This window comes from Microcoleus vaginatus FACHB-2002 (assembly GCF_040004035.1).
Lineage (GTDB): Bacteria > Cyanobacteriota > Cyanobacteriia > Cyanobacteriales > Microcoleaceae > Microcoleus > Microcoleus vaginatus_C.
On record NZ_JAMPLN010000056.1, the window covers coordinates 10,889 to 32,019 of the forward strand.

General features: G+C 42.4%; 12 protein-coding genes and 2 pseudogenes. 11 read left to right on the forward strand and 3 right to left on the reverse strand.

Going from position 1 to position 21,131, the window contains the following annotated elements; translation table 11 throughout:
- Position 1: 1 nt before the first annotated feature.
- The 3 genes and pseudogenes from NDI35_RS27805 (at position 2) to NDI35_RS27815 (ending at position 6,341) form a co-directional block, all read left to right on the forward strand.
- Positions 2-2,305 carry a hypothetical protein gene (locus tag NDI35_RS27805; protein WP_445315523.1) on the forward strand — a complete coding sequence of 768 codons (2,304 nt, stop codon included), beginning with the start codon at positions 2-4 and terminating at the stop codon, positions 2,303-2,305.
- The gene (locus NDI35_RS27810; RefSeq protein WP_445315524.1) at positions 2,289-5,516 is read left to right on the forward strand and encodes a COG1470 family protein; all 3,228 of its coding nucleotides are present in this window, start codon (positions 2,289-2,291) and stop codon (positions 5,514-5,516) included. Before NDI35_RS27805 ends, NDI35_RS27810 begins: the two co-directional genes overlap by 17 nt.
- 96 nt (positions 5,517-5,612) lie before the next feature.
- Positions 5,613-6,341: pseudogene (locus NDI35_RS27815) on the forward strand (Uma2 family endonuclease).
- Between the two features lie 229 nt (positions 6,342-6,570).
- Here the strand turns inward: NDI35_RS27815 and NDI35_RS27820 are convergent.
- From NDI35_RS27820 to NDI35_RS27830, 3 genes are all read right to left on the reverse strand, one after another.
- On the reverse strand, positions 6,571-8,016 hold the full coding sequence (locus NDI35_RS27820) for an eCIS core domain-containing protein (RefSeq protein ID WP_445315525.1): 1,446 nt from the start codon (positions 8,014-8,016) through the stop codon (positions 6,571-6,573).
- Between the two features lie 163 nt (positions 8,017-8,179).
- Positions 8,180-10,288 (reverse strand): AAA family ATPase, encoded by a 2,109-nt coding sequence (locus NDI35_RS27825; RefSeq protein WP_445315526.1) that lies wholly within the window; start codon positions 10,286-10,288, stop codon positions 8,180-8,182.
- 331 nt (positions 10,289-10,619) lie between these two features.
- Positions 10,620-11,873 carry a Pvc16 family protein gene (locus NDI35_RS27830; protein WP_445315527.1) on the reverse strand — a complete coding sequence of 418 codons (1,254 nt, stop codon included), beginning with the start codon at positions 11,871-11,873 and terminating at the stop codon, positions 10,620-10,622.
- A gap of 399 nt (positions 11,874-12,272) precedes the next feature.
- Between NDI35_RS27830 and NDI35_RS27835 the strand changes: the two genes are divergently transcribed.
- The 8 genes and pseudogenes from NDI35_RS27835 to NDI35_RS27870 form a co-directional block, all read left to right on the forward strand.
- Positions 12,273-13,937, forward strand: a complete 1,665-nt coding sequence (locus NDI35_RS27835; protein ID WP_445315528.1) for a phage tail sheath family protein — start codon at positions 12,273-12,275, stop codon at positions 13,935-13,937.
- Between the two features lie 102 nt (positions 13,938-14,039).
- Positions 14,040-14,510: a contractile injection system inner tube protein gene (locus NDI35_RS27840; RefSeq protein ID WP_445315529.1), complete on the forward strand. Its 471-nt coding sequence runs from the start codon at positions 14,040-14,042 to the stop codon at positions 14,508-14,510.
- A 188-nt stretch (positions 14,511-14,698) separates the two neighbouring features.
- Positions 14,699-15,190 (forward strand): phage tail protein, encoded by a 492-nt coding sequence (locus NDI35_RS27845; protein WP_445315530.1) that lies wholly within the window; start codon positions 14,699-14,701, stop codon positions 15,188-15,190.
- Between the two features lie 16 nt (positions 15,191-15,206).
- Positions 15,207-15,536 carry a hypothetical protein gene (locus tag NDI35_RS27850; RefSeq protein WP_445315531.1) on the forward strand — a complete coding sequence of 110 codons (330 nt, stop codon included), beginning with the start codon at positions 15,207-15,209 and terminating at the stop codon, positions 15,534-15,536.
- A 239-nt stretch (positions 15,537-15,775) separates the two neighbouring features.
- Entirely contained in the window at positions 15,776-18,211 is a 2,436-nt protein-coding gene (locus NDI35_RS27855; RefSeq protein WP_445315532.1) for a substrate-binding domain-containing protein, read from the forward strand.
- A 3-nt stretch (positions 18,212-18,214) separates the two neighbouring features.
- Positions 18,215-18,373 (forward strand): hypothetical protein, encoded by a 159-nt coding sequence (locus tag NDI35_RS27860; RefSeq protein ID WP_445315533.1) that lies wholly within the window; start codon positions 18,215-18,217, stop codon positions 18,371-18,373.
- Positions 18,373-18,885 (forward strand): contractile injection system inner tube protein, encoded by a 513-nt coding sequence (locus tag NDI35_RS27865; protein WP_445315534.1) that lies wholly within the window; start codon positions 18,373-18,375, stop codon positions 18,883-18,885. Before NDI35_RS27860 ends, NDI35_RS27865 begins: the two co-directional genes overlap by 1 nt.
- 37 nt (positions 18,886-18,922) lie before the next feature.
- A pseudogene (locus NDI35_RS27870) lies at positions 18,923-21,131 on the forward strand (hypothetical protein); the annotation flags it as partial.

A 21,131-nucleotide genomic window follows, 5' to 3' on the forward strand; every position in this document is an offset into this window, starting at 1 on the left:
AGTGCCAAATCTTGTTAAAGCTATTGTTTCCAAACGGGAAATCAGATTAATCCCAGATCTCGTCATTGAATCTGGCGATCGAACTGCTAATGGTGAGAATGAATTCGACGTAACTGTCGTCAACGAAAGCAACAAGTTTGCCAGCTTTTACATCGAACTACTAGCAATTGGAGCCGATGCAGAATCCAATGTTAAATGGTACAACCTAGAACCCGAAGTTTCTGCGAAAAAACCTTCAGGCGAGCGCACCACTTTTCACGTTATTATCACCAAACCGCCAATCCCCGTTTATGATGCAACTATTGAACTAACTTTAAGAGTATTTTCGGTCGAATTTCCAAATTTATATACCAGTCAAAAAATCAATTTAATTGTTGAGAAAGCACGTAAACCTTTAAGGCTATATCTACCGATTAAAGACTTCAAAGTTTTGCCTGGGGAAAAAATAGAAATTCCAGCGATAGTTTATAATCTCAGCCAAAAAGCTACGGAGGTACAACTAAAAATATCTGGTTTAAAGCCCGAATGGCTAACTCAAGGAACCCAACAAACATTGCAAATAGATGCGGGAGACTACCAACAAACAAGTTTCTGGTGTCAGGCTGAAGAAAATACTCGAACACTCAGCCGAAAATATGATTTCGCGATTGAGGCAAAATCCAACACTAGCAACCGTAACCCCCGCGAAAAAGGAGTTTTAGAACTTTTGCCACAAGGAAATGTAGAGTTTATTTGCAAAAATAAACTGCAAAAAATTCCGGTTCTAAAAATAACAGGTACTCCAAAAAAATCTAAAGTTGCCACTTACGAATTGGAATTTGCTAACAACAGCAATTTACCCCAAAAAATTAACCTACAAATTTCCGCCCAAGATGTACAGCAATGCGGCTTAAAGATACCTGAACCGATAGAACTTGCTCCCGGTGAAGCCAAAACGATGTATTTAGTGGCGAAAAAGCGACGACCTTGGTGGTGGTTAAAACGACGACTCTTATTTGAAGTATCGCCAATTTTAACTAATCCTAATACAGCCCAAGCTGAGCCACAAATTCGTTCAAATCCTAGCAGCCAAGTTTTAGAACTGCAAATTTTACCGATTATTCCATTTTGGCTGCAACTATTTGGGGTACTTTTACTGCTGTTGCTACTTTGGTTATTGTGGTATCTAAATCCCCAGGATTATCATAAAGGTCCTGTCAATTCCGTCCGTTTAATTGGCAATAGCAGCTTAGTTGTTAGCGGTTCCAGCGACCAAACTATTCGGCTTTGGCAAGTAAATCGAAGTTCTTGGTCACTAGATATGCGCCGTCTTAAATATGAAGGTTTTATTGCCGAAAAAATCGAAAAATCAGTGCGCGTTATTCACCAAAGTCCCCGAGAAGATTATATTATTGCATCGGGATTAGAAAGTGGTGATATTAAACTTTGGAATGTATTATTAAAGACCGAGCCACGGTCTATTTATCAGGGAACAGACCGCGTTTTTGCTCTAGCTTTTAGCAAAGATTCTGGTTATTTATTCAGCGGTCACGGAAGTGGACTTGTGCGTAAGTGGAATCTAGACTTCCCAAATATTAAACCTCAAATTGCTAATAGTCGCTTTACTATTTATGCGCTGGCTATCAGCGAAAGTCTGGAAAAACGACCTAATGTCCTAGCTGCGATCGCCGGACGGTACAATAAATTATCCTTGTGGGACTGGTTTAACCGCCGAATTTACGAACTCGAATATTCCTCGCCAGATTGGCAAGAAGATAAAAAGGTTTCTCCGATCGCGGGTCAAAATCAATATATCAATAGTTTAGCGCTCGCCGACAGTCAAAATTTATTAGCTTCCTCTGATAACCAAGGATATATTAGTTTATGGGACATGGATAAAATTCGCCAGTGTATTAATAATACTTCCGCTGCGAGCGCAGAAAGCAGCGATCTCAGCCTCTCCAAAACTGATGGTTGGGGAAATTTAGTTATTCCCTTAGATTGCGACAATGCTATTATTGATCGGTGGCATCAAGGTCAGGATAACCAACCCGTTCGATCTGCTGCTTTAAGCCAAAATGGTTGCTACCTAGTCAGTGGAGGAGATGATGGACGAGTGGTACTTTGGCCTTTAGAGAACCGCAAGCGATCGCCTCAATACCAAGACGGAAAAATTATCGCCGAATTTCCGGGCGTTAGAATCAACAGCGTTGACATTAAAGCATTAGATGATAACTTGTTTATCTCAACCGGCGATGATAAAAATAGAGTCAAATTATATCGTGTTAATGGGAGTGACGAAAATAACAATGCAAACTGCCAATAACCCTCTATTCATCGAAGACATTTTTTCCCTAGAAGCGAATCAAGTTACCAGAGGATTTACTGCTAAACGCGACATAACTGTCAAAAATTTGGGCGAAAAAAATGCCGATATTGATATTTGGATTGCCGTGGGAGATGCTAAATCCGAACCTTTGCTAAGTTGGTGTACTTTCAGTAAACCAAATCCGCTAAGATTAGAGCCCAAAGGTGAGTGCGAAGTCACTTTATCGTTTGAAGTTCCAGCGCAAGCAAACGTCGGTTTATACAAGTATGACATTTTGATCGAGGCTCCCTCTCAATACCCAGACAAACTCTTTCGTCGTCCTCAGCAACTACGGGTATTGCGTCCTGAACGCGATGGAGAACGGGACACGGAACCAGGATTTACCGTGCAGCCATTAACCAATTCAACTAACCCTTACCTTCTCCCTTTTGGAGAAAAGTTAGAAGTCAAAGTTACGGTAGAAAATCGCTCTAGAAGAGTCGATCGCTTTTATTTAATTTGTCCCGAATTAACCAACGATTGGTATAGCGTCCGCTATCCCGAGAATAAGATTGAAACGCCTGGCTTAGTGCAAGAAACCGATGGGTTACAACTTAACCCAGGGAACACAGGTGAAATTACTCTAATTTTGCATCCACCCCAATCTACTACTGCTGGCAATTACTTTCCTACTATCCGTTTAATCTCCAGCAACCGAGAAGATTTAGTTTTGCTGGATGTGGTGTATTTGCAACTTCTTGTCGATGAAACATTGGATGTCGAACTGCATCCGCTTTTGCTTAGAATACCGACGCAGGAGGGAAAATTTGAAGTAAAGTTAATCAACCAAGGTAATATTACTCGCGAAATTGCGATCGCCGCCAGCGACCGCGATCGGCTTTTTAGCTATACCCCTGAATTCCCTGCTGTACTCCTACCACCAAATTCTACCAGCAATATCCTGTTTAAACTACAACCTCGCAAGTGGTGGCGACGTCCTTTCTGGGGAAGAGCACTAGAATTTAATTTTGACATCCAACTTGAAAATAACCGTGTTTTACTCCTCCCCGAAACTTTCAAACCTTCAGCACTTCCGAAAGAATTACCCGAAGGAACTTTAATCTGGGAACTGCGTCCTTGGTGGCAAGTTTGGCTACCTCTTTTACTATTGCTATTGCTGTTATTGGGATTGATTTCAGTTGGTGCATTTCTTTTTTGGCAGAAAGCTTTTATTCAACCCAAGATCAACCGACTAGAACCAGTCACAAAAGTTTATCAAGAATTAGCAGCCAAACCAGTTAATTTAAACTTAACCCTAACTAACTGGCGCAGTTGGGAGTTTAAAAACAGGAAATTTCAAAATAGCACCAAACTCTCTATGATAAAAATTATTCCCCAAAGTCGCGAAGGAAATGGTAAAATTATGAGTTACGGCTATAACGAATTATTGCAATTTTGCCAGCAGAGTGACAATCAACTTAACTGCAAAAATTTACCCACAGAAACCAAGCAAGCAGGCCAGTATACCTTCCAAGTCGAAGTTTATCCCCAAGGTCAAAATAAACCTTCCGATACTAAAGAAACCGATACTATTACAATTGAACCAATCGAACAGCCAAAAATTTTTCAATTTTCATCTAGCAAACCAGTTTATCTAGAAACTCTCGGAGATCAAGTGCTTCTAAATTGGAGGATTAGCAACCCCCAGCAAATACAAAACTTAATTATAAGTCAGGAAAAAAATAACAGTTCGCGTGTAAAGAAGACATTCTTTTACTGCAATCCTCAAAACTCGAATCCTCAAGTAATGCAAGCGAAGCCTAACAAGATAGAAAAAATTAAAGGTCGAGAATTTTTAGTTTGTCAAGGCGTAGCTACAAATCTTACTCAACCTGGAGATTATACTTTCAAACTCGAAGTATTTTCCAAGCAAAATCTTACCCAACCTTCAGATACAAAACAGACCGACACTATTACTATTCAACCTTCGCCTATCCCAAAATTTATTGACAAAGTTTTACCTAACAAACTTAACTATGAATATAAAGAACCCGTGTTTTTAAACTGGCGTCTCAGTTACCCAAGCCAAATCAAAGAACTGAGAATCATTCAACAAGGAAGTGATGGTTCAGCGATTCAAAATACTTTACCGTTAAATCAGTGTAGAATTCAACCCTTAAGTCCTTTAATTACTCAGCCGAATAGTCCTGTACAAATTGGATCTGCGAATAACTTAGATATGGTTATATGTGAAAATATCCGCGTTATACCTACCACAGCAGGAAACTATACTTACAAATTAGAAGTGTTTTCCATGCAAAATCCTAATCAACCTTCTGATACTCAAGAAACGGATAGCATTACAGTTAACCCCTTACCAATACCGAACATTACCGAAATTTTATCGACTAAACCCTTTTATGAAGTTGCTAAAAATGAAGAAATCTTACTAAATTTTAAAATTAGCGATGCCAATCAAATTAGAGAATTAAGGCTGGCAAGCCTAGCTCCTGATGGTTCGCTTAACAGTAAATTAAAAATTTATAATATTAATAATATCTTGCCGCTACAATTAAGAAATTTTTGTGCTTTAACAACTAATTTAATTTGCCAAAACCTGCCGACTGGTGCAAAAGAAGCGGGTGATTACACGTTTAAACTGAGCGTAATTCCTAAGCAAGGTGAGGGAGCTACAGAGATTACTAAAAATACGCCACTTGTTAAAATTAAACCAATACCGCCGAAACCAGCTACCCCCGTTAAAATTATTTATTTTAGAGTCAACGGTCGGGATGTTACTGAAAAAGCTAAATACATTTATGAAATTAATAAAGACAGAAAACCAGTTGATATTATTGCCTCTTGGAAAGTAGAAGTTGGGGAAGATATTAAAGTTGAATTGCTGCCGTTTGGAGATGTCCAAAAACCCGAAGGTTCCAAAACTTATACGCTCAGTAAACCTCCCAGCAGCGTCACGATTACGCTGAGAGTAACCAATAAAGCTGGCGAACAAAAAACGCAATCAGTTACGATCGATACTGTTGAACCCAGTCGCTTAACTCAACCTCAAACATCTACACCCGGAGGAACCCCACCTGGAGGTACTGCGCCTGGAGGTACTGCACCTGGAGGTACTGCACCTGGAGGTACTGCACCTGGAGGTGATTCACCATCACCTTCTAGTCCAGATAGACTGTCGCCAATTGAATTGCCACCTAAACCGGATTGATGTTTGTGTAGGATGCCGCGCCGATCGACTCGAAGTTCGATTCACAATAATCGCTACGCTAGAATTAGGAATACCTGCTCTTTTTCTCTGATTACCATGTCTGTTGCCCAAGACTTAGAAATCTCGGAAGATGTCCTGGAAGATGTTATATTTCCGACCGGGGACTTACTAAGTGATGAGCCACCCTTGGAAACCGAACTGCATCTGCGGCAAATAATGCTGCTGCTTCAGTGTCTGGAATCGTGGTGGCGAAACCGCAATGACTTTTATGCCTGCGGAAATCTCACCATCTACTACAGTCCCCGCCAACGGAAATCAGAGAAATTTCGGGGGCCCGACTTTTTTGTAGTTTTAGGAACCGATCGCAAACCGCGTAAAAGTTGGGTCGTTTGGGAGGAAGATGGCAAATATCCTAATGTGATTGTAGAGATTCTTTCATCCCAAACTGCCGATACAGACCGGGGTTTAAAAAAACAAATTTACCAGGATAATTTTCGCACGCCGGATTATTTTTGGTTTGACCCATATAGCCTTGAATTTAAAGGATTTCAGTTGGTAGGCGGTCGTTATCAGGAACTTGTAGCGAACGAGAATGGCAGACTGTGGAGTTAGCAATTGGAGTTATATTTGGGCATCCACAAGTCAAAACTGCGCTTATTTACCCCTGAAGGGGAGTTGATACCAACTCCTGAAGAAGCCGCCTCGCAAGAGAGACAGCAAAAGGAACAAGAGCGACAGCAAAAGGAGCAAGCTCAGCAACAATTGGCAGAAATGGTGGCATTATTGGCTCGCTATCGCGATCGTTTTGGGGAATTGCCGGAGTGATAGACATTTTGCAAAAGTCTGCTTTAAACTAATTAGACATCTCCCATAATTATTGTGGAACAGGCATCCTGCCTGTTCTTGGCTATCTTTTTAGGAGAGATCTATTGCTTGTCTTTGAGGTCAGTTGATCAGTTAAATGAGGCGATCGCACTTTTGTGATTATCCCAATCAAATCGCATTTTTTCCCACTCTCAAAGCAATGCCTTCTCTCCAATATTTTTGGATACGTTTAATCTATGGTAAAGTTTACCCCTTGCTTGGCTCCTCTCACCACGTTTATATGCTGGGTCGCTCTCAGGCGTGGTCCGGTTCCGGGTACTCCGATGTCAAAGATTAAAGTTCGCCACACCGTTCGGGGTGGTCGTCCATCCTCGTTTATTCCTCTGATCCTTGGTCCGTCCTGGATATAGACGTTTTTCGTCTCTCCAGGATTCCATCGCTGTTGATTTGTAAACACCGACCTCCAACTCATGAATGTGTTTGAATTGGGATTCAACGTATACATATCCCTTCTGAAGTGAACATCGGGCGTGTTCTCATTAACCTTGCTTTCCGTCTCTATCCATTCTACAGGGGGGGTATTGGTGAACTCTATCCTTTTTTCGCTTTTGTTTTTCAACGTGAATGTCACCAGAAAAATGTGACCTGCCTCACTATCTTGGGATATTTCTCTGAATTCCCCTTTTATGCGGTTCAACTCCATATAATCTCTAAAATCTTCTGGATTGACCTGCTGGATGTCTTCAGCCGGTACCTGCTGGATGTCTTCAGCCGGTAATTTCTTCCCCCCAATCCGCCGCTTAATCCACCGCTTAAATCGAGGCCATTTCCTAGCCGCTTCAGTGTCCTGTTGTTCTCCTATACGCTGGATCAATGGAGCTCGCTGCACCGCCCCACCATTCTGCTGTACCACATGAGTCAACTCATGCGCCGTCAACTCATCCTTACCCGGTGACTTTCCCCCACCATAGTAAATATCGCTACCATGCGTAAACGCCTGAGCGCCTAAATCCCGGTTCATCTGCACTGCTGCACTGTCCGTATGCACGCGCACTGAGCTAAAATCGGCACCAAAGCGGGGTTCCATATGCGATCGCACCTCATCCGATAAAGCGCTACCACCCCCCTTAGTTCCACTCAGTTGACTTTCTAAATTGCTGCCAGCCTGGGACTTTCCCTCTGTTGCAGGTTTAGTTTGCACTTCCTCTTCTTTTTCCTCTGGAACCATTTCCCGTTGAATGCTATTTGCCAGAGGTTTAGTTTGCACTTCCTCTTCTTTTTCCTCTGGAACCATTTCCCGTTGAATGCTATTTGCCAGAGGTTTAGTTTGCACTTCCTCTTCTTTTTCCTCTGGCGCCATTTCCCGTTGAAGGGGTTTTTCATTTTCCGGCGCAGGCATCGTCATGACTTTATTTGCCATCGCGTCAGCTTCCTGCTCGTACTTGTCTCCAGGTGCGCCGACTGAAAGCTTTGCCTGCACCCCTGCTGGACTCTGGGCTTCTACAGTTACCCGATTCCAGTCAACGTTACGGCGTTTTGCCTGCACTGAAGGCGTTTGCTTTGGCGCTGGCGCATCGTAAACTGGAGCCGTGAAAGGTCGCTGCGAGGATGAACTTTTTTGCACCGGCAAGGAAGAATTCGATCCAGATTTTTTCTGCGCCCATTGCTTGCTCATAGGTCACCTCTTCTCCTAGTCTAAATCTGGGCAATTTACCTTAGTTTGGCATAACTGCTTCCACTAGAAAGTAACATAAAATAAATCTTAATTTGACGCGAGTAGGGGTTGGGCCGGAGAACTCGCCCATGAAAGGCTTGCTGACAATGGTGCAATATCTGAGTTATACCCAGCCTTTAATTTCCGCGTCGGTTAGCGTTCTCTCCAACTTTACATACTCAGTCCGAGCCGCAATCAGCAAGTGTTTCATCTGCACTGCCTCCCCTGCATCGGCTGCCATAAAAGCTGCATTCAAGGCAATATTACGAATATTTCCGCCTGCTACGTTTAGCCGCCCTAATTTGACACAATCCAATCCCTCTGTAGGCGTATTTTTAGGAAAAATTCGCCGCCAAATTTCAGCCCTATCTTTGGCATCTGGGAAACTATACTTCACCACAAATCGAATCCGGCGTAGAAAAGCTGTATCCAAAGAATCTTTTAAATTCGTTGTCAAAATCGCTAAACCTTGGTAAGATTCCATGCGTTGTAGGAGATAGCTAACTTCCATATTGGCATACCGATCGTGGCTATCTTTGACATCAGAACGTTTGCCAAAAATCGCATCGGCTTCGTCAAATAACAAAATTGTCGCTCCACTTTCGGCAGCATCGAAAACCCGGCGCAAGTTTTTCTCAGTTTCGCCGATATATTTGCTGACTACAGAACTTAAGTCAATTCGGTAAAGATCGAGTTGCAATTCCCCAGCTAACACCTCTGATGACATAGTTTTTCCAGTCCCAGAGGTTCCGGCAAATAAAGCGCTAATTCCTAAACCTCGATCTCCTTTACCTGCAAATCCCCATTCTTTGTAAACTTTGGTGCGTTGCCTGACATGAGCAGCAATTTCTCGCAAGGTTTGGCGTTCTGCTTCTGGTAATACTAAATCATCCCAAGTCGCGGCGGGTAAGATACGTTGAGCTAAGTCATCTAACCGGGGACGAGATTGAGCGCGACAGATATCCCATAATTGATTTGGGATTGTAGCGGGCGGATTGATTCTACTTGTTTGTTGGGAAGGAAGATTATCTGTAAAACCAGCCTCAATTTTTTCGGGATTTTGACTAATCATTTCTTCACAAACAGCATAAATTGTGGGGGCGTTAAGGTTGAATTGCTCGACTAATACTTCTACTTGTCCGTTGAGAACAGGTACAAATTCTCCTAAAGCGTTTTGCCAGATTTGTCGTTGTTCTTGTTTTGTGGGTGGATGGATATCAAAAGTGATGAAAGGACGCCTTGTACTTTTACGGCGATCCCGCGTCATTATAATTATGGGGCTGGTGATATTAACAATTAGTTGAGCGATGGCGTTCTCTTTTGCTCCATCTTCGGAATCCATTTCATCGCAGTCTAATAACAAAACCGATCGCGTCAATTTCGCTTCTCTATACCACAGTAAAATTAAGTTATTCAATTCGGCAGTAACTGTCGGGATTACTCTGGTAGATATTACGGCTAATTTAATCCCTAAGATTTCACAGGCAGTGGATGCGATATCCAATTTAGATTCTACTTCAGCCCCGCATAATTGTACTATTGGTAAGGGGTAATCTGTAATTGGTAGTGAGTCAAGAGAAAAATCATTTTGCTGCTGTGCCCAGTTTTTCGACCAAAGTGCTGCTATTTGAGATGCTATTGTCGAGTGCGAACCGCTTAACGGCAGGCGGCGCGGTCGCACCATTTCTTCACTAGCAGAGACTGGCTTGATAATACCTTTAAATGCTTCATCTAAACAATCTACTCCCATTAAATAGTGCAAAATTCGTTCGTTAATTCTCAACGCACTATGGGTTATAGTTTTACCGCGCACAACTTCAATCAACTGCCAGCGACGTAACGGATGATCGGGAGAAATAGCATTCCAATGAGGTGCAGCCAAAGCTGACATTGCCAGATTAAAAGTAGGATAACTTAGCTGCCCATCTCCCTGAGCCTCAGCGCACAAAGAATCAAAGTTTTGCTGTAATTCCATGCCCGCACATAACAGCAGTACATCTCGCTCAAAATCCGATAAATTGAATGCACTTCCTAGTTCTTGTAATGCTGATGGAAAAGGCATTACTGACGCCGCTGCTATCAGTTCCAGTCTAGCTTGTTCTACCTTTAATGAGGATAGGCAATTTTCCGGTTCAGTAATATAACTTGATAATGTATGCTCGATTACTGCTACCGATGCCATCAGGTATTTAATATTGGCATTCTGCCATTGACTACTTTGTTTAATGTTCATATAAGAGTCTTCCTTACTTATTGTGCCAAAACATTAGTCAGGACTTACGCAAGAAATCATTGTTTACACTATTTGTAGTGGTAAGATACGCACGGCTAACCCTGTCTGGCGTGGTGAAAAAGGCTCCCAAACACCTGAAAGAAGGTTGACGACGTTAGCGGAACCCTCAAAGAGGATCGCTCAATGGGATTTTTTTCAGCCACGCGAGAGAATAAACAAGATTGATTGCCGATCGCGAACACCTATGATGACGTAAATACGTCGAGCACACGCCTGCGGCGAGCTGTTACTGCGTTACCCTACTGTACTCAGCACGGGGCAGGTGGGTAGTTTACCCAATTACGACGCAGGGACCGACATACCCACTATCCGCATCTACTTCGAGAGGACTCTCGGCACCATCGATCTGCACGCGTACCAAATATTCTCCTCCCTTCACATCCAAAATCGGAAACACCACCGTGTCGATAGGCTCATCACGGGGTTTGGCTGTAAAAATGTAACCCACCGGATTGTTATTCGATCGCTCGTTCAAAAACAATAGCACCCGCTGGTCCCTACCAATGGTTAAATCAACTTGCACCTGGAATTCTGCCACATACAGATCGTCCTCATTTCCCCATAAATCGAATACTTCTGGCTTTCCTACAATCTGCGGACACAAGACAAAAGGAAGTACATTCGAGGCTATTGCCCGATCAGGCTCAATGGGCCTGATCTTCACGATCGGATGCAACACGCACAACTGCTGTACCCCCGCCCGCAAACTTTGCTTTTCTTCTTCTGGTAGCAAGGATAAATTCAACCGCAGCTCTTTTTCGCTAACCTCTTGCGGCGTTACCCTCGTCTCGCCGATTCTCACCTGTACTTGATCGGCCTGCAACCGCTTGCCACGCATCATCAATATACTACCCGCTACAATCGGTTGATTTGCCCCCGCTTCCGAGACCGCTTCCTCAACCATCGGCTGGTTGGGCGTTGTATAAAATTGCACGCTCTTTACGGGCAAGGCTCTGGCGCTCTGTTTGTTGCCTTCAATCAAAACTGCACCGCCTTGGCAAGCAAAAGATAGCATATAGGGTGTTTGGAAAAACACTGACCAAATTTTCGATAGTTCCTCCGTATTCATCTGGCTGGGAACAATCGTCACCCGCTCGACTTGCTGTTCCAAGGTAGAATCTGCCAAATATCTAAAATTCGAGTGATTCAGCGTCGCTCGAATCATCTCAGGCGTCAATATCGGGTTGTCAACAATGGTACGCACAGCGCTACCGAGCAAACGTTGGGGTTCCAACTCTATGTCATTGCCGTAAAACGTCATGATGTAGAATAGGTCTAATCCCGCTTGGGCGTGTTTAACTAATTCTCCCTTGGGGCGACGGTTGCGTAAGTCGTAATTCCGCCAAGCGGGATTGGGTATCGCTTGATACAGATAAATATTCACTCCTACTTCTGGCGTTTTACCCCCACTTGCTTCAGGGCGCACCGTAGTAACCTTGGCTCCTGGTAGATCGAGTTGGATCGCCGATTGCAAAAGCCTTTGCAGGGTGGCTGTGACGGTGGCGATCGCTAGATAGTTACTCATCTTCTCTAAAAGTTAATCCAGGTTGAATTTAAATATTAATGAGAGTTATTAAGAAAAAACACAATTTATTCAGATGTCTGCTTAACAAAGTTTAGTGTACTATAATTTATGCCAATTATGGGATTAGCCACTTTAGCTTAGCTAAAAAATGGTGTAAATCAGATAAGGCATCTATTATTGATGAGAACACGAGTCAAAAAATCAGACTCACTTAACCATTAGCAGCGATCAGTTATTAACAAAAAGTGGTGCTTTAACTTCATGAAAATTTACATAAAAGAATTTGAATGAGCAAGTCACCAGCTTAAAAATAGTAACAAGGATAACTGGTAGGTGAAATATGGTTAGTGAGCATGGTATGCGGTAACTGGTAAATTTTTCCCTTTAAGGAAGAAAGCTATGGCAAGACTGGATTACTTTGCCCCTGGTGTATACGTCGAAGAAATTGACCGAGGTAGTCGCCCCATAGAAGGCGTACAAACCAACATCGCTGGCTTTATTGGTTTTACCGAAGCGATTCGCAATGGTGCCGAAATTGGCAAACCGATGCTAGTCACCAGTTGGAATCAATATTTAGAATACTTTGCTAAAGAAAACTCCGATGGATTCACAGATTTTGGTGCGTATTTACCCTTTTCCGTTAACGGTTGGTTCTTAAACGGAGGCGCTAGGTGTTGGATTGTTAGCATCGGTACCGAACTCCCAAAACCCGCAGAAAGTACCACTCAACCAGGACCAGAATCTACCGCACTGACGGTGAGAACCTCTGCCAAACGCGAATCTTTGCAATTTATCCTCAAGCAGGGAGAAGAAGAAACAGATACTAGCGCAGTCAACGTAGAAATCTTACCCAGCGAACCGAGAGCTTATCCCGAAGATCCAAACATCCCAGCCCCTATCCCCGCTGAATTCTTCACCGTAGTCATCAAACGCGATGGGGAAGAACTGGAAAGGCACGAACAACTGACGATGGATCGGAACGTGCAACCAGAGGTAGGTGACTATGTAGTGACCAAACTCGAAGAAGCATCCCAGTACGTCACCGTCGTAGACTTGACCCAACGCGGGCTGCCCCTTACCCGCCGTCCCCTAGACGGTCAATACGAAGTCAGCCCTCCCCCTCTTTTACCAACGCAGGAAAACTTGTACGGGTACGTGCGAGGGGTGCGCGACGATCGTAGCGGAATACAAGGGTTATTCGAGATTGACGAAATCACGATCGTCGCCTGTCCAGATTTAATGCTGGCGCACAAACAGGGCTTGATCGATCGGGACCAACTGCACGGACTGATGGACTTGATGGTAAGTCTGTGCGAAAACGCCGCACCCAATCCGCCCAATCGCATGGTGGTTTTGGATGTTCCCCATGACTGCATCAAACCGCAACACGTAACTAATTGGTTGGATAATGAATTTAACCGACGGTCCATGTTTGCAGCGCTTTACTATCCGTGGATTAAAGTTCCCAATCCCCGTAATGCTGGAAAACCGATTTTAATCCCGCCTTCCGGTCACATGATGGGGGTGTGGTCGCGCACAGATGAAACGCGAGGGGTCTACAAAGCACCAGCCAATGAAACTCCGCGCGGCGTCATCGGGTTATCTTACGATTGCAACTTCCGCGAACAAGAACTATTGAACCCCAAAGGAATTAATTGCCTGCGCACGTTCCCGAATCGAGGCATTAAGATTTGGGGCGCAAGAACGTTAGTAGAACCGGAAAAAACCGAGTGGCGTTATATCAGCGTCCGTCGCTTGATGAGCTATATCAATAAATCGATCGAATTAGGCACTCAATGGGTTGTATTTGAGCCAAACGATCAAGATTTGTGGGCAAGAGTACGGCGGACGGTTAGCAATTTCCTCGAACGACTGTGGCGGGAAGGGGCATTGTTTGGTAGCAGCCCCGAACAAGCGTTTTTCGTCAAGTGCGATGAAGAAATCAATCCCCCTGAAACGATGATTCTAGGTCGGTTGTATATTGAAGTTGGGGTTTGCCCAGTCCGACCAGCGGAATTTGTCATTTTCCGCATCAGTCAGTGGAACGCTCAAGATGAACAATAAAATTAGGTAACGGGCGAGTGAAACGAGGGCATGGTAACAGAAACAAAAATTACCAATTACCCATTACTAATCATCAATTAACAAATCAAAAGGAGTTGAATTATGCCAGCAGGAAACGATGAACTATTAGTCAGTTGTAGGTTTTATTTTGAAGCTGACGGTCTGACAGATAAGCAAATTCTGGAAGTGTCGGGTTTAAGTGCTGAAAGCCCAGCCGCCGGGGCTGACAAGGTAATGGGATCGAGTAAAAACGCAATGAACTTGCGTCAGGCTGCTCCCACCCAAGTCAAATATACTCCGGTTGTCGTCAAAGTTGTTGCTACTACTAACAAAGACCTTTACAAATGGTACGAAGATTGCAACAAAAATGCTGGCGGTAAGTCGGAATGGTCCTCAAATCGGAAAGCCGCTTCGGTTACGGTTTACGACCAAGGAGGAGACATGAAAGCGCGTTGGGAGTTGCAAAATGCTTATCCTACCAAATATGAAGGGCCTAAACTGGAAGCTGGCTCGAATGATGTGGCTAACGAAACCATAACCCTAGTACACGAAGACATCAAACGAGTACAATAGGTAATTTGAGATCTGACATTTGAGAATGAACAGGACCTACGTTTGCGCAAGCTAGAAACCGTGTTTTTTGCTAAGATTTCTAGCTTGTGCAACTATTTTTCTTCTAGAAAAATCCGCTTTCTTTAAGCCGTAGTTGAATTTAAATCGGAAATCTGACCTCGAAAATCTAAAATTAGCCAGGAGGGAAAATGGCAAACCTGATTAACGATTTTCCAGAAATCCTCACAAATTGCCGATTTTACATCGAATTAAAACTAGAGGGGAGCCAAGAACCAGTTGATGCTTATTTTATGGATTGCAAAGGGTTTAAACGCACTCAAGATGTCATAGAAGTTACCGAGGTTACACCCAACCGCTGGGGTGGAGCGAAAATGGGTCAGGTTGTTTGCACAAAGGTTCCGGGGAATGTTAAAACTAACAATATAACCCTACGTCGGGGCATGACTAACTCCACAACTTTGTGGAAGTGGTTTGAAGCAGTTCAAGAAGGAAATTGGGCTAAACAACGTCGAGATGGTTCTTTAACTATTTATGACCAAAGTAATAACTCACAGGCAATATTCCAATTTCAAGGAGCTTGGCCTATTAGTTACATTGTTTCTGATTTAAGTTCTGCGGGTGGGGAGTCGGAAATTGAAGAAATGGAAATTGCTGTAGAAATGTTTACTCGGCAACAATAAGCCGTAATGTTTCAAGATGTTTCAAATTGAATTTGAATTTACTTTACCCAAGGGCTTTTTAGATGCAGATGGAAATTTACACCGCAAAGGTGTGATGCGTTTAGCCAAAGCGATCGATGAAATTTTGCCATTGCGTGACCCCCGCGTTAAGTCTAATCCTGCCTATTCTACGGTGATTATTTTATCGAGGGTAATTACTAGATTGGGTGCATTAGAAGAAGTAACTCCGACGATAATTGAGGATCTTTTTGCTTGCGATCTGAATTATTTGTACCAATTTTATCGTCGCATTAACGAGTTAGAAGAAGAAGTAGAATCAAAAGAACCTACAAAACCTTCTAATTAACAGTTAGCAATTAGCGCTTACCAATGGGTAGGTACCAATCACCACTTATTAACTTTATCGCTGGTGTTTAAGTCATTTAGGACTTCGCGGCATTGCCCAGAAACCGGGTTTTTCACGAATAAAAAGACTTGGTTGTGACCCGTACATTTAATAAAACCCGCCAATTTTTCTGTTCGTGTACATAAGTTCTGTTATTAAAAACTCTGCGTATTATTTCTATCTAATATGGGAGGGGTGCTGTGAGACTCGTCGATTTAGTAAATTCAGTTGGCAGCAATTTTAGGGAGGTAGCAAACTTTATTCGCTACCCATTTCAAAACCTATCTCGGATAGCGACCCGCCACGCGCAAAAAGAGTATGAAAACGTTGAGTTACCCTGGGGTAAAAAGACTGAAACGCGGGAAAATTCGGTTGAGCAATCTAATATACCTGTGGAAAGAAGAAACTCACAAGCAGACAGGATGCTTAACCCCTACTCCCCCCAAGAGTTATTCAACGAATCTAATGCTAGGACATCGCAAGTAAAAGTAGCAAGTAGTAATTTAAATGAAATAGCAAATGCGGTAACGATTGCAGCGGCCGATCGGTTAGCGAGAAAAACCTCTCCCAGCGCAAAAACTCTACCCATTTTACCAACAGATATAGAAATTCGCGGGGGTCGTCGCGGTAAGTATCGAGTTGATAAATGTTTAAAAGATGGGGAAACAGTGCGGTTGTATCAAGGAATTCAGGTTGAAAATAACAAGCCTATTTTAATTAAAGAATATCTGTTAACCGACCGGGAATTTAATCAAAAAGAAGCCAAAGAGCGGAAAGAAAAGTTTGAAAAGCTAGCGAGCTTGAACTTGAAGAATGGGGTAGGACAGGATTTTCGTTTGATTAGTCCTTGGGATGCGATCGCACCTAGCAATGAAAAACGCTGCTACCTAATTTTCGAGCAACCAGTTCACAATAGCCTAACTTTGAGAGAGTATCTGCTAAAAAGCGGGGCTATGACTCCCCACCAGGTGCGCGGAGTTTTGGATCAAGTATTGCAAACACTTTGGTTTCTCCACAGTCACAGACTGCAAACTTTTGATGACGATATAGAGCAAGGCTTCCCCCACGGTTATCTCAGTCTTGATAGCCTTTTAATTGCGAGTAGCAGTCAGCCATCTGCCCTAGATAAACCGCAATTTTTTATCTACGTAGCCGATTTAGCCCTCTGGGAAGATTTATTTAAACCACCCACTGCTAAATTTAGCGAGCGCTCACCCAAACAAGATTTAATCGATCTGGGATATGTAAGTTTTTACTTGTTATGGGGAACAACAGTAGACCCCGATACCGCTCAACCGCTTAACCCCAAGTTTGAACAACATTGGCCTGAATTTAAAGATGCTAGGCTGAATAAATTTATTCATCGTCTATTAGGAATTGACCAGCCCTTTAAAACAGCTTTTGAAGCAAGAAAAGAGTTGTTAGCACCCCTGTCAAGGGAGCTTGAAACGCCACTAGACGTAACAGCAGAAGCGGACAGTTTGGAAGAAGATACTCAGAAATCTTCTTCGTTATCTCGACTGGTATTAACGATTATTCTCTTTGCTTTCCTGGCGGGATTGTTGTTGCAAATTATGCTAAGATGGCGTCAGTCTTTGTCTCAAGTTGAACAGCTTGTTTTTAATTCTTTTGAACCCTGCTGCCTTGCCGAAATTGATCAAGTTCCAACTGAAAGAGTTACGTACATAACTGAGGCTAATGGAATTTGGAGTTATATTCTTAATACAATTAGTTTAGTTTCTTACAAGAAAACGTTTGTAGAAGAACTAACCATTCGCGAGCCGAGATTAACAACATATACGCTCAATATTTCAAACGAAAACATAATAGAAGCAATTAGATTAAAGAGAGCAGACTTTGCCCTTACTACTTTTATAAAAGATTTACCCGATGATATGGAGCAGGTAGAAGTGGCCTATGATGGATTAGTAGTATTTGTAGCTTTCAGCGATAACAAAAGATACCAGAGTGTTCCGAATGCTTTGAACGGCAAAATTACCCTTGATCAATTACGAGAAATTTACACAACAAAAACCTTGAGCAACTGGTCTCCTCCAGAAGGGATTAACCAGAACATCAAAGTTTATATGCCAGTTGATAATCGTCAGGCTGTTAAACTTTTTCAAGAGTTAGTGTTTAAAGGAGATCCACCTCAAAAGTTTAAAAATTTGCCAGAAAAACTGATTAGAGATGGATCGCAAAAAATAAATCAACAACTTAACGAAAGTTATATTTTAGGAGAAATACTCAAAGATTTCGAGCAGAATCAAACGGTGGGATTTGGTTTTGGTTTACTCAGTCGCGTGTTTAATCAATGTGCTGTTTATCCCTTGGCTATAGGAAAAAAGGGTGAAGAAGTTCAGCCATTAGTTCAACAGCTTGGTAACGAAGTAAAACCCATAGAACCGACGATTGATTTATGCAATGATAAAGGAAGTTATTGGCCTAATGTTGAAGCATTTAAGTCTGGTAGCTATCCATTAATTTACCGTTTGGTAGTAGTTTACCCCAAAAAAGATAAAACGCAAGCGGTTGCAGGAAGAAAATTTGCGGAACTGCTAAAAACGGATGAGGGGCAACGTTTGCTGAGCGAAGCAGGACTGGTATCATTGCGAACTTTACCTAAGAGGAATTAAAAGATGAATGTAAAGAAAAAAGATGAAATGGTTCAGTTAATTGATAAAGTTATTTTAGATCCCATGTTGATGAGGAAACTGAGTGATAGAGTTTATGAATTGATGCTGGAAGACTTGAGAAATACTCGCGATCGTGCTGGAAACTATAAAGGGAGGGTCTGATGTCTAAAAACGGTGAAGACACACACGCACTGAACTACGTAACTGCTAATCGCTTTTACGTGGAAATGGAAAGTAGTATTACGGCTTCGTTTAGCGAGTGTTCGGGATTAGGAGTCAAAATCAAAAAAGAAACTTATTTTGAAGGGGGTGTTAACGATCACCAACGGATTGTTTTAGGTCAAGCTGAGTTTTCAGATGTAACTCTAAAACGCGGTATTACCGATGATTTTGTTTTTTGGGATTGGGTAAGTAATACCTTAAGCAATGGCAAAAAAGAACGGCGGAATGTAAATATTTTGCTCTTTAACCAAGCAGGGGTAACCATGCAATGCTGGACGTTAGTAGCAGCCATTCCAATTGGTTGGAAAGCGCCAGCACTCCAAGGCAATTCTAACACGGTGGCGATTGAAGAATTGACCCTAGCTTATGAGGGGTTGAAGATAGCCAAATCAGAAGGAGGAGGCGCGATAAAACTGCAACCGGGACGCCATGCATCTGGTTATTTTTTATAGCAAATTAGTGTAAAACTCCGCTTGGGAGGCAATGATTATGACTTTAAAGCCTCTAGGGTTGAAAGATTCTTTAATTCAACCCACTTCTCTGGGAAATGACTTTAAACTCCAGCGATCGCTATCTCCTTTATGTCAGTCTTTAAATCCCCTAGGGCAAAGCTTGCAGCCATTTGGTAATTCTGTGCTTCAGCCATTAGGAGAGGTAAATAAAGATGGGGAAATTGGCAACTGGGGATTAGACGCAGGGATGCAAATAAGGGAAGATGGAGAAAATTTTGCTGGAGAAATTCCTCAGTTTTTCGATAATCAATTACCTATTCGATCTCAACCTGAGATTAACTCAAATCTAGGCGAGATACCTGATACACAAGATTTAGTCGGAAATTTTCCTACAAATTATCGCTCAAAAAATGAGCCTTTATTTCCAAATGCAGCCGCATTGAATAGTCCTAACGCTGCAACGGAAAATATCGCTCAACTAAAACCATTGGCAATTTCAAAACCTTTAGCTCAAACATCGGTTTTTAATATTTCCCGTTTATCAAGCTTGCCTCAACTTACACAAAGGCAAAGTACATCGAGTTCTGATAATCTGGTTTCTACTTTTGGAGAAACTTTTAGTTTATCTAATTCGATGCCAACGAATACGGTTGATATATTCAACAACGTATCGCCACAAGTTTCGGCCAAGCCAGTCAATAATATCTCTAATTCTGATTCCTTAGATTTACCTCACATCAGCAGATTTAAGGATAATTCTTTAGGTTTTAACAGCCGGTTAAATTCTCCATCTATAGCTAAAATTTTACCACATCCGCCCACAAGTTTTTCTGGCAAGCTAAGTTTAGATAGAGAAAGTTTGCCTTCTTCATCTGCTACTAATATGGGAGAGGGAAATGCGAGCGCACCTACCTTACCTAGCTTAATCCAATCTAAACCTTCTTCAGTACCATCTCAAGAAACTGTATCACTACCGCCAGAAATAGGGGCAACAGAAACCGGAGATTTAACTGCTAAAGCGGATGGAGAAGTGGATGCGATCGCACCAGCTTCACCCAACTTAATCCAAGCCAAACCTTCTCCAGTATCATCTCAAGAAACTGTAGCGTCACAACCAGAAATAAATCGAGACCCACCAAAAAATTTAACGCCTAAAACAGATGGAGAAGTAGATGCGACCCCAAGTTCTACCGACTTAATCCAATCAAAACCTTCTCCCGTACCAACACAAGAAACAGAAAGTTTAACGCCTAAAACAGATGGAGGAGTAGATGCGACCCCAAGTTATACCAACTTAATCCAATCAAAACCTTCCCCAGTATCAACTCAAGAAACAGAAAATTTAACTGCTAAAACTGGACAAGAATTAGATGCGACCCCAAGTTATACCAACTTAATCCAATCAAAACCTTCCCCAGTATCAACACAAGAAACAGAAAATTTAACTGCTAAAACGGGACAAGAATTAGATGCGGCTGCAAGTTCTGCCAACTTAATTCAATCAAAACCTTCTCCAGTACCAACAAAAGAAACAGAAAGTTTAACGCCTAAAACAGATGGAGAAGTAGATGCGACCCCAAGTTCTACCGACTTAATCCAATCAAAACCTTCTCCCCTACCAACAAAAGAAACAGAAAGTTTAACGCCTAAAACAGATGGAGAAGTAGATGCGACCCCAAGTTCTACCGACTTAATTCAATCAAAACCTTCTCCCCTACCAACAAAAGAAACAGAAAGTTTAACGCCTAAAACAGATGGAGAAGTAGATGCGACCCCAAGTTCGGCCAACTTAATTCAATCAAAACCTTCTCCAGTACCAACACAAGAAACAGAAAGTTTAACGCCTAAAACAGATGGAGAAGTAGATGCGATCCCAAGTTCTACCAACTTAATCCAATCAAAACCTTCTCCCGTACCAACACAAGAAACAGAAAGTTTAACGCCTAAAACAGATGGAGAAGTAGATGCGGCTGCAAGTTCGGCCAACTTAATTCAATCAAAACCTTCTCCCGTACCAACACAAGAAACAGAAAGTTTAACGCCTAAAACAGATGGAGAAGTAGATGCGGCTGCAAGTTCTGCCAACTTAATTCAATCAAAACCTTCCCCCGTACCAACACAAGAAACAGAAAGTTTAACTGCTAAAACGGGACAAGAAGTAGATGCGGCTGCAAGTTCTACCGACTTAATCCAATCAAAACCTTCTCCCCTACCAACACAAGAAACAGAAAGTTTAACGCCTAAAA

Excerpts from the sequence above, each read along its gene's own strand:
- NDI35_RS27810 (WP_445315524.1), top strand. The coding sequence starts at position 2,289 with ATGCAAACTGCCAATAACCCTCTATTCATCGAAGACATTTTTTCCCTA.
- NDI35_RS27820 (WP_445315525.1), bottom strand. The coding sequence starts at position 8,016 with ATGAGCAAGCAATGGGCGCAGAAAAAATCTGGATCGAATTCTTCCTTG.
- NDI35_RS27825 (WP_445315526.1), bottom strand. The coding sequence starts at position 10,288 with ATGAACATTAAACAAAGTAGTCAATGGCAGAATGCCAATATTAAATAC.
- NDI35_RS27830 (WP_445315527.1), bottom strand. The coding sequence starts at position 11,873 with ATGAGTAACTATCTAGCGATCGCCACCGTCACAGCCACCCTGCAAAGG.
- NDI35_RS27835 (WP_445315528.1), top strand. The coding sequence starts at position 12,273 with ATGGCAAGACTGGATTACTTTGCCCCTGGTGTATACGTCGAAGAAATT.
- NDI35_RS27840 (WP_445315529.1), top strand. The coding sequence starts at position 14,040 with ATGCCAGCAGGAAACGATGAACTATTAGTCAGTTGTAGGTTTTATTTT.
- NDI35_RS27845 (WP_445315530.1), top strand. The coding sequence starts at position 14,699 with ATGGCAAACCTGATTAACGATTTTCCAGAAATCCTCACAAATTGCCGA.
- NDI35_RS27850 (WP_445315531.1), top strand. The coding sequence starts at position 15,207 with ATGTTTCAAATTGAATTTGAATTTACTTTACCCAAGGGCTTTTTAGAT.
- NDI35_RS27860 (WP_445315533.1), top strand. The coding sequence starts at position 18,215 with ATGAATGTAAAGAAAAAAGATGAAATGGTTCAGTTAATTGATAAAGTT.
- NDI35_RS27865 (WP_445315534.1), top strand. The coding sequence starts at position 18,373 with ATGTCTAAAAACGGTGAAGACACACACGCACTGAACTACGTAACTGCT.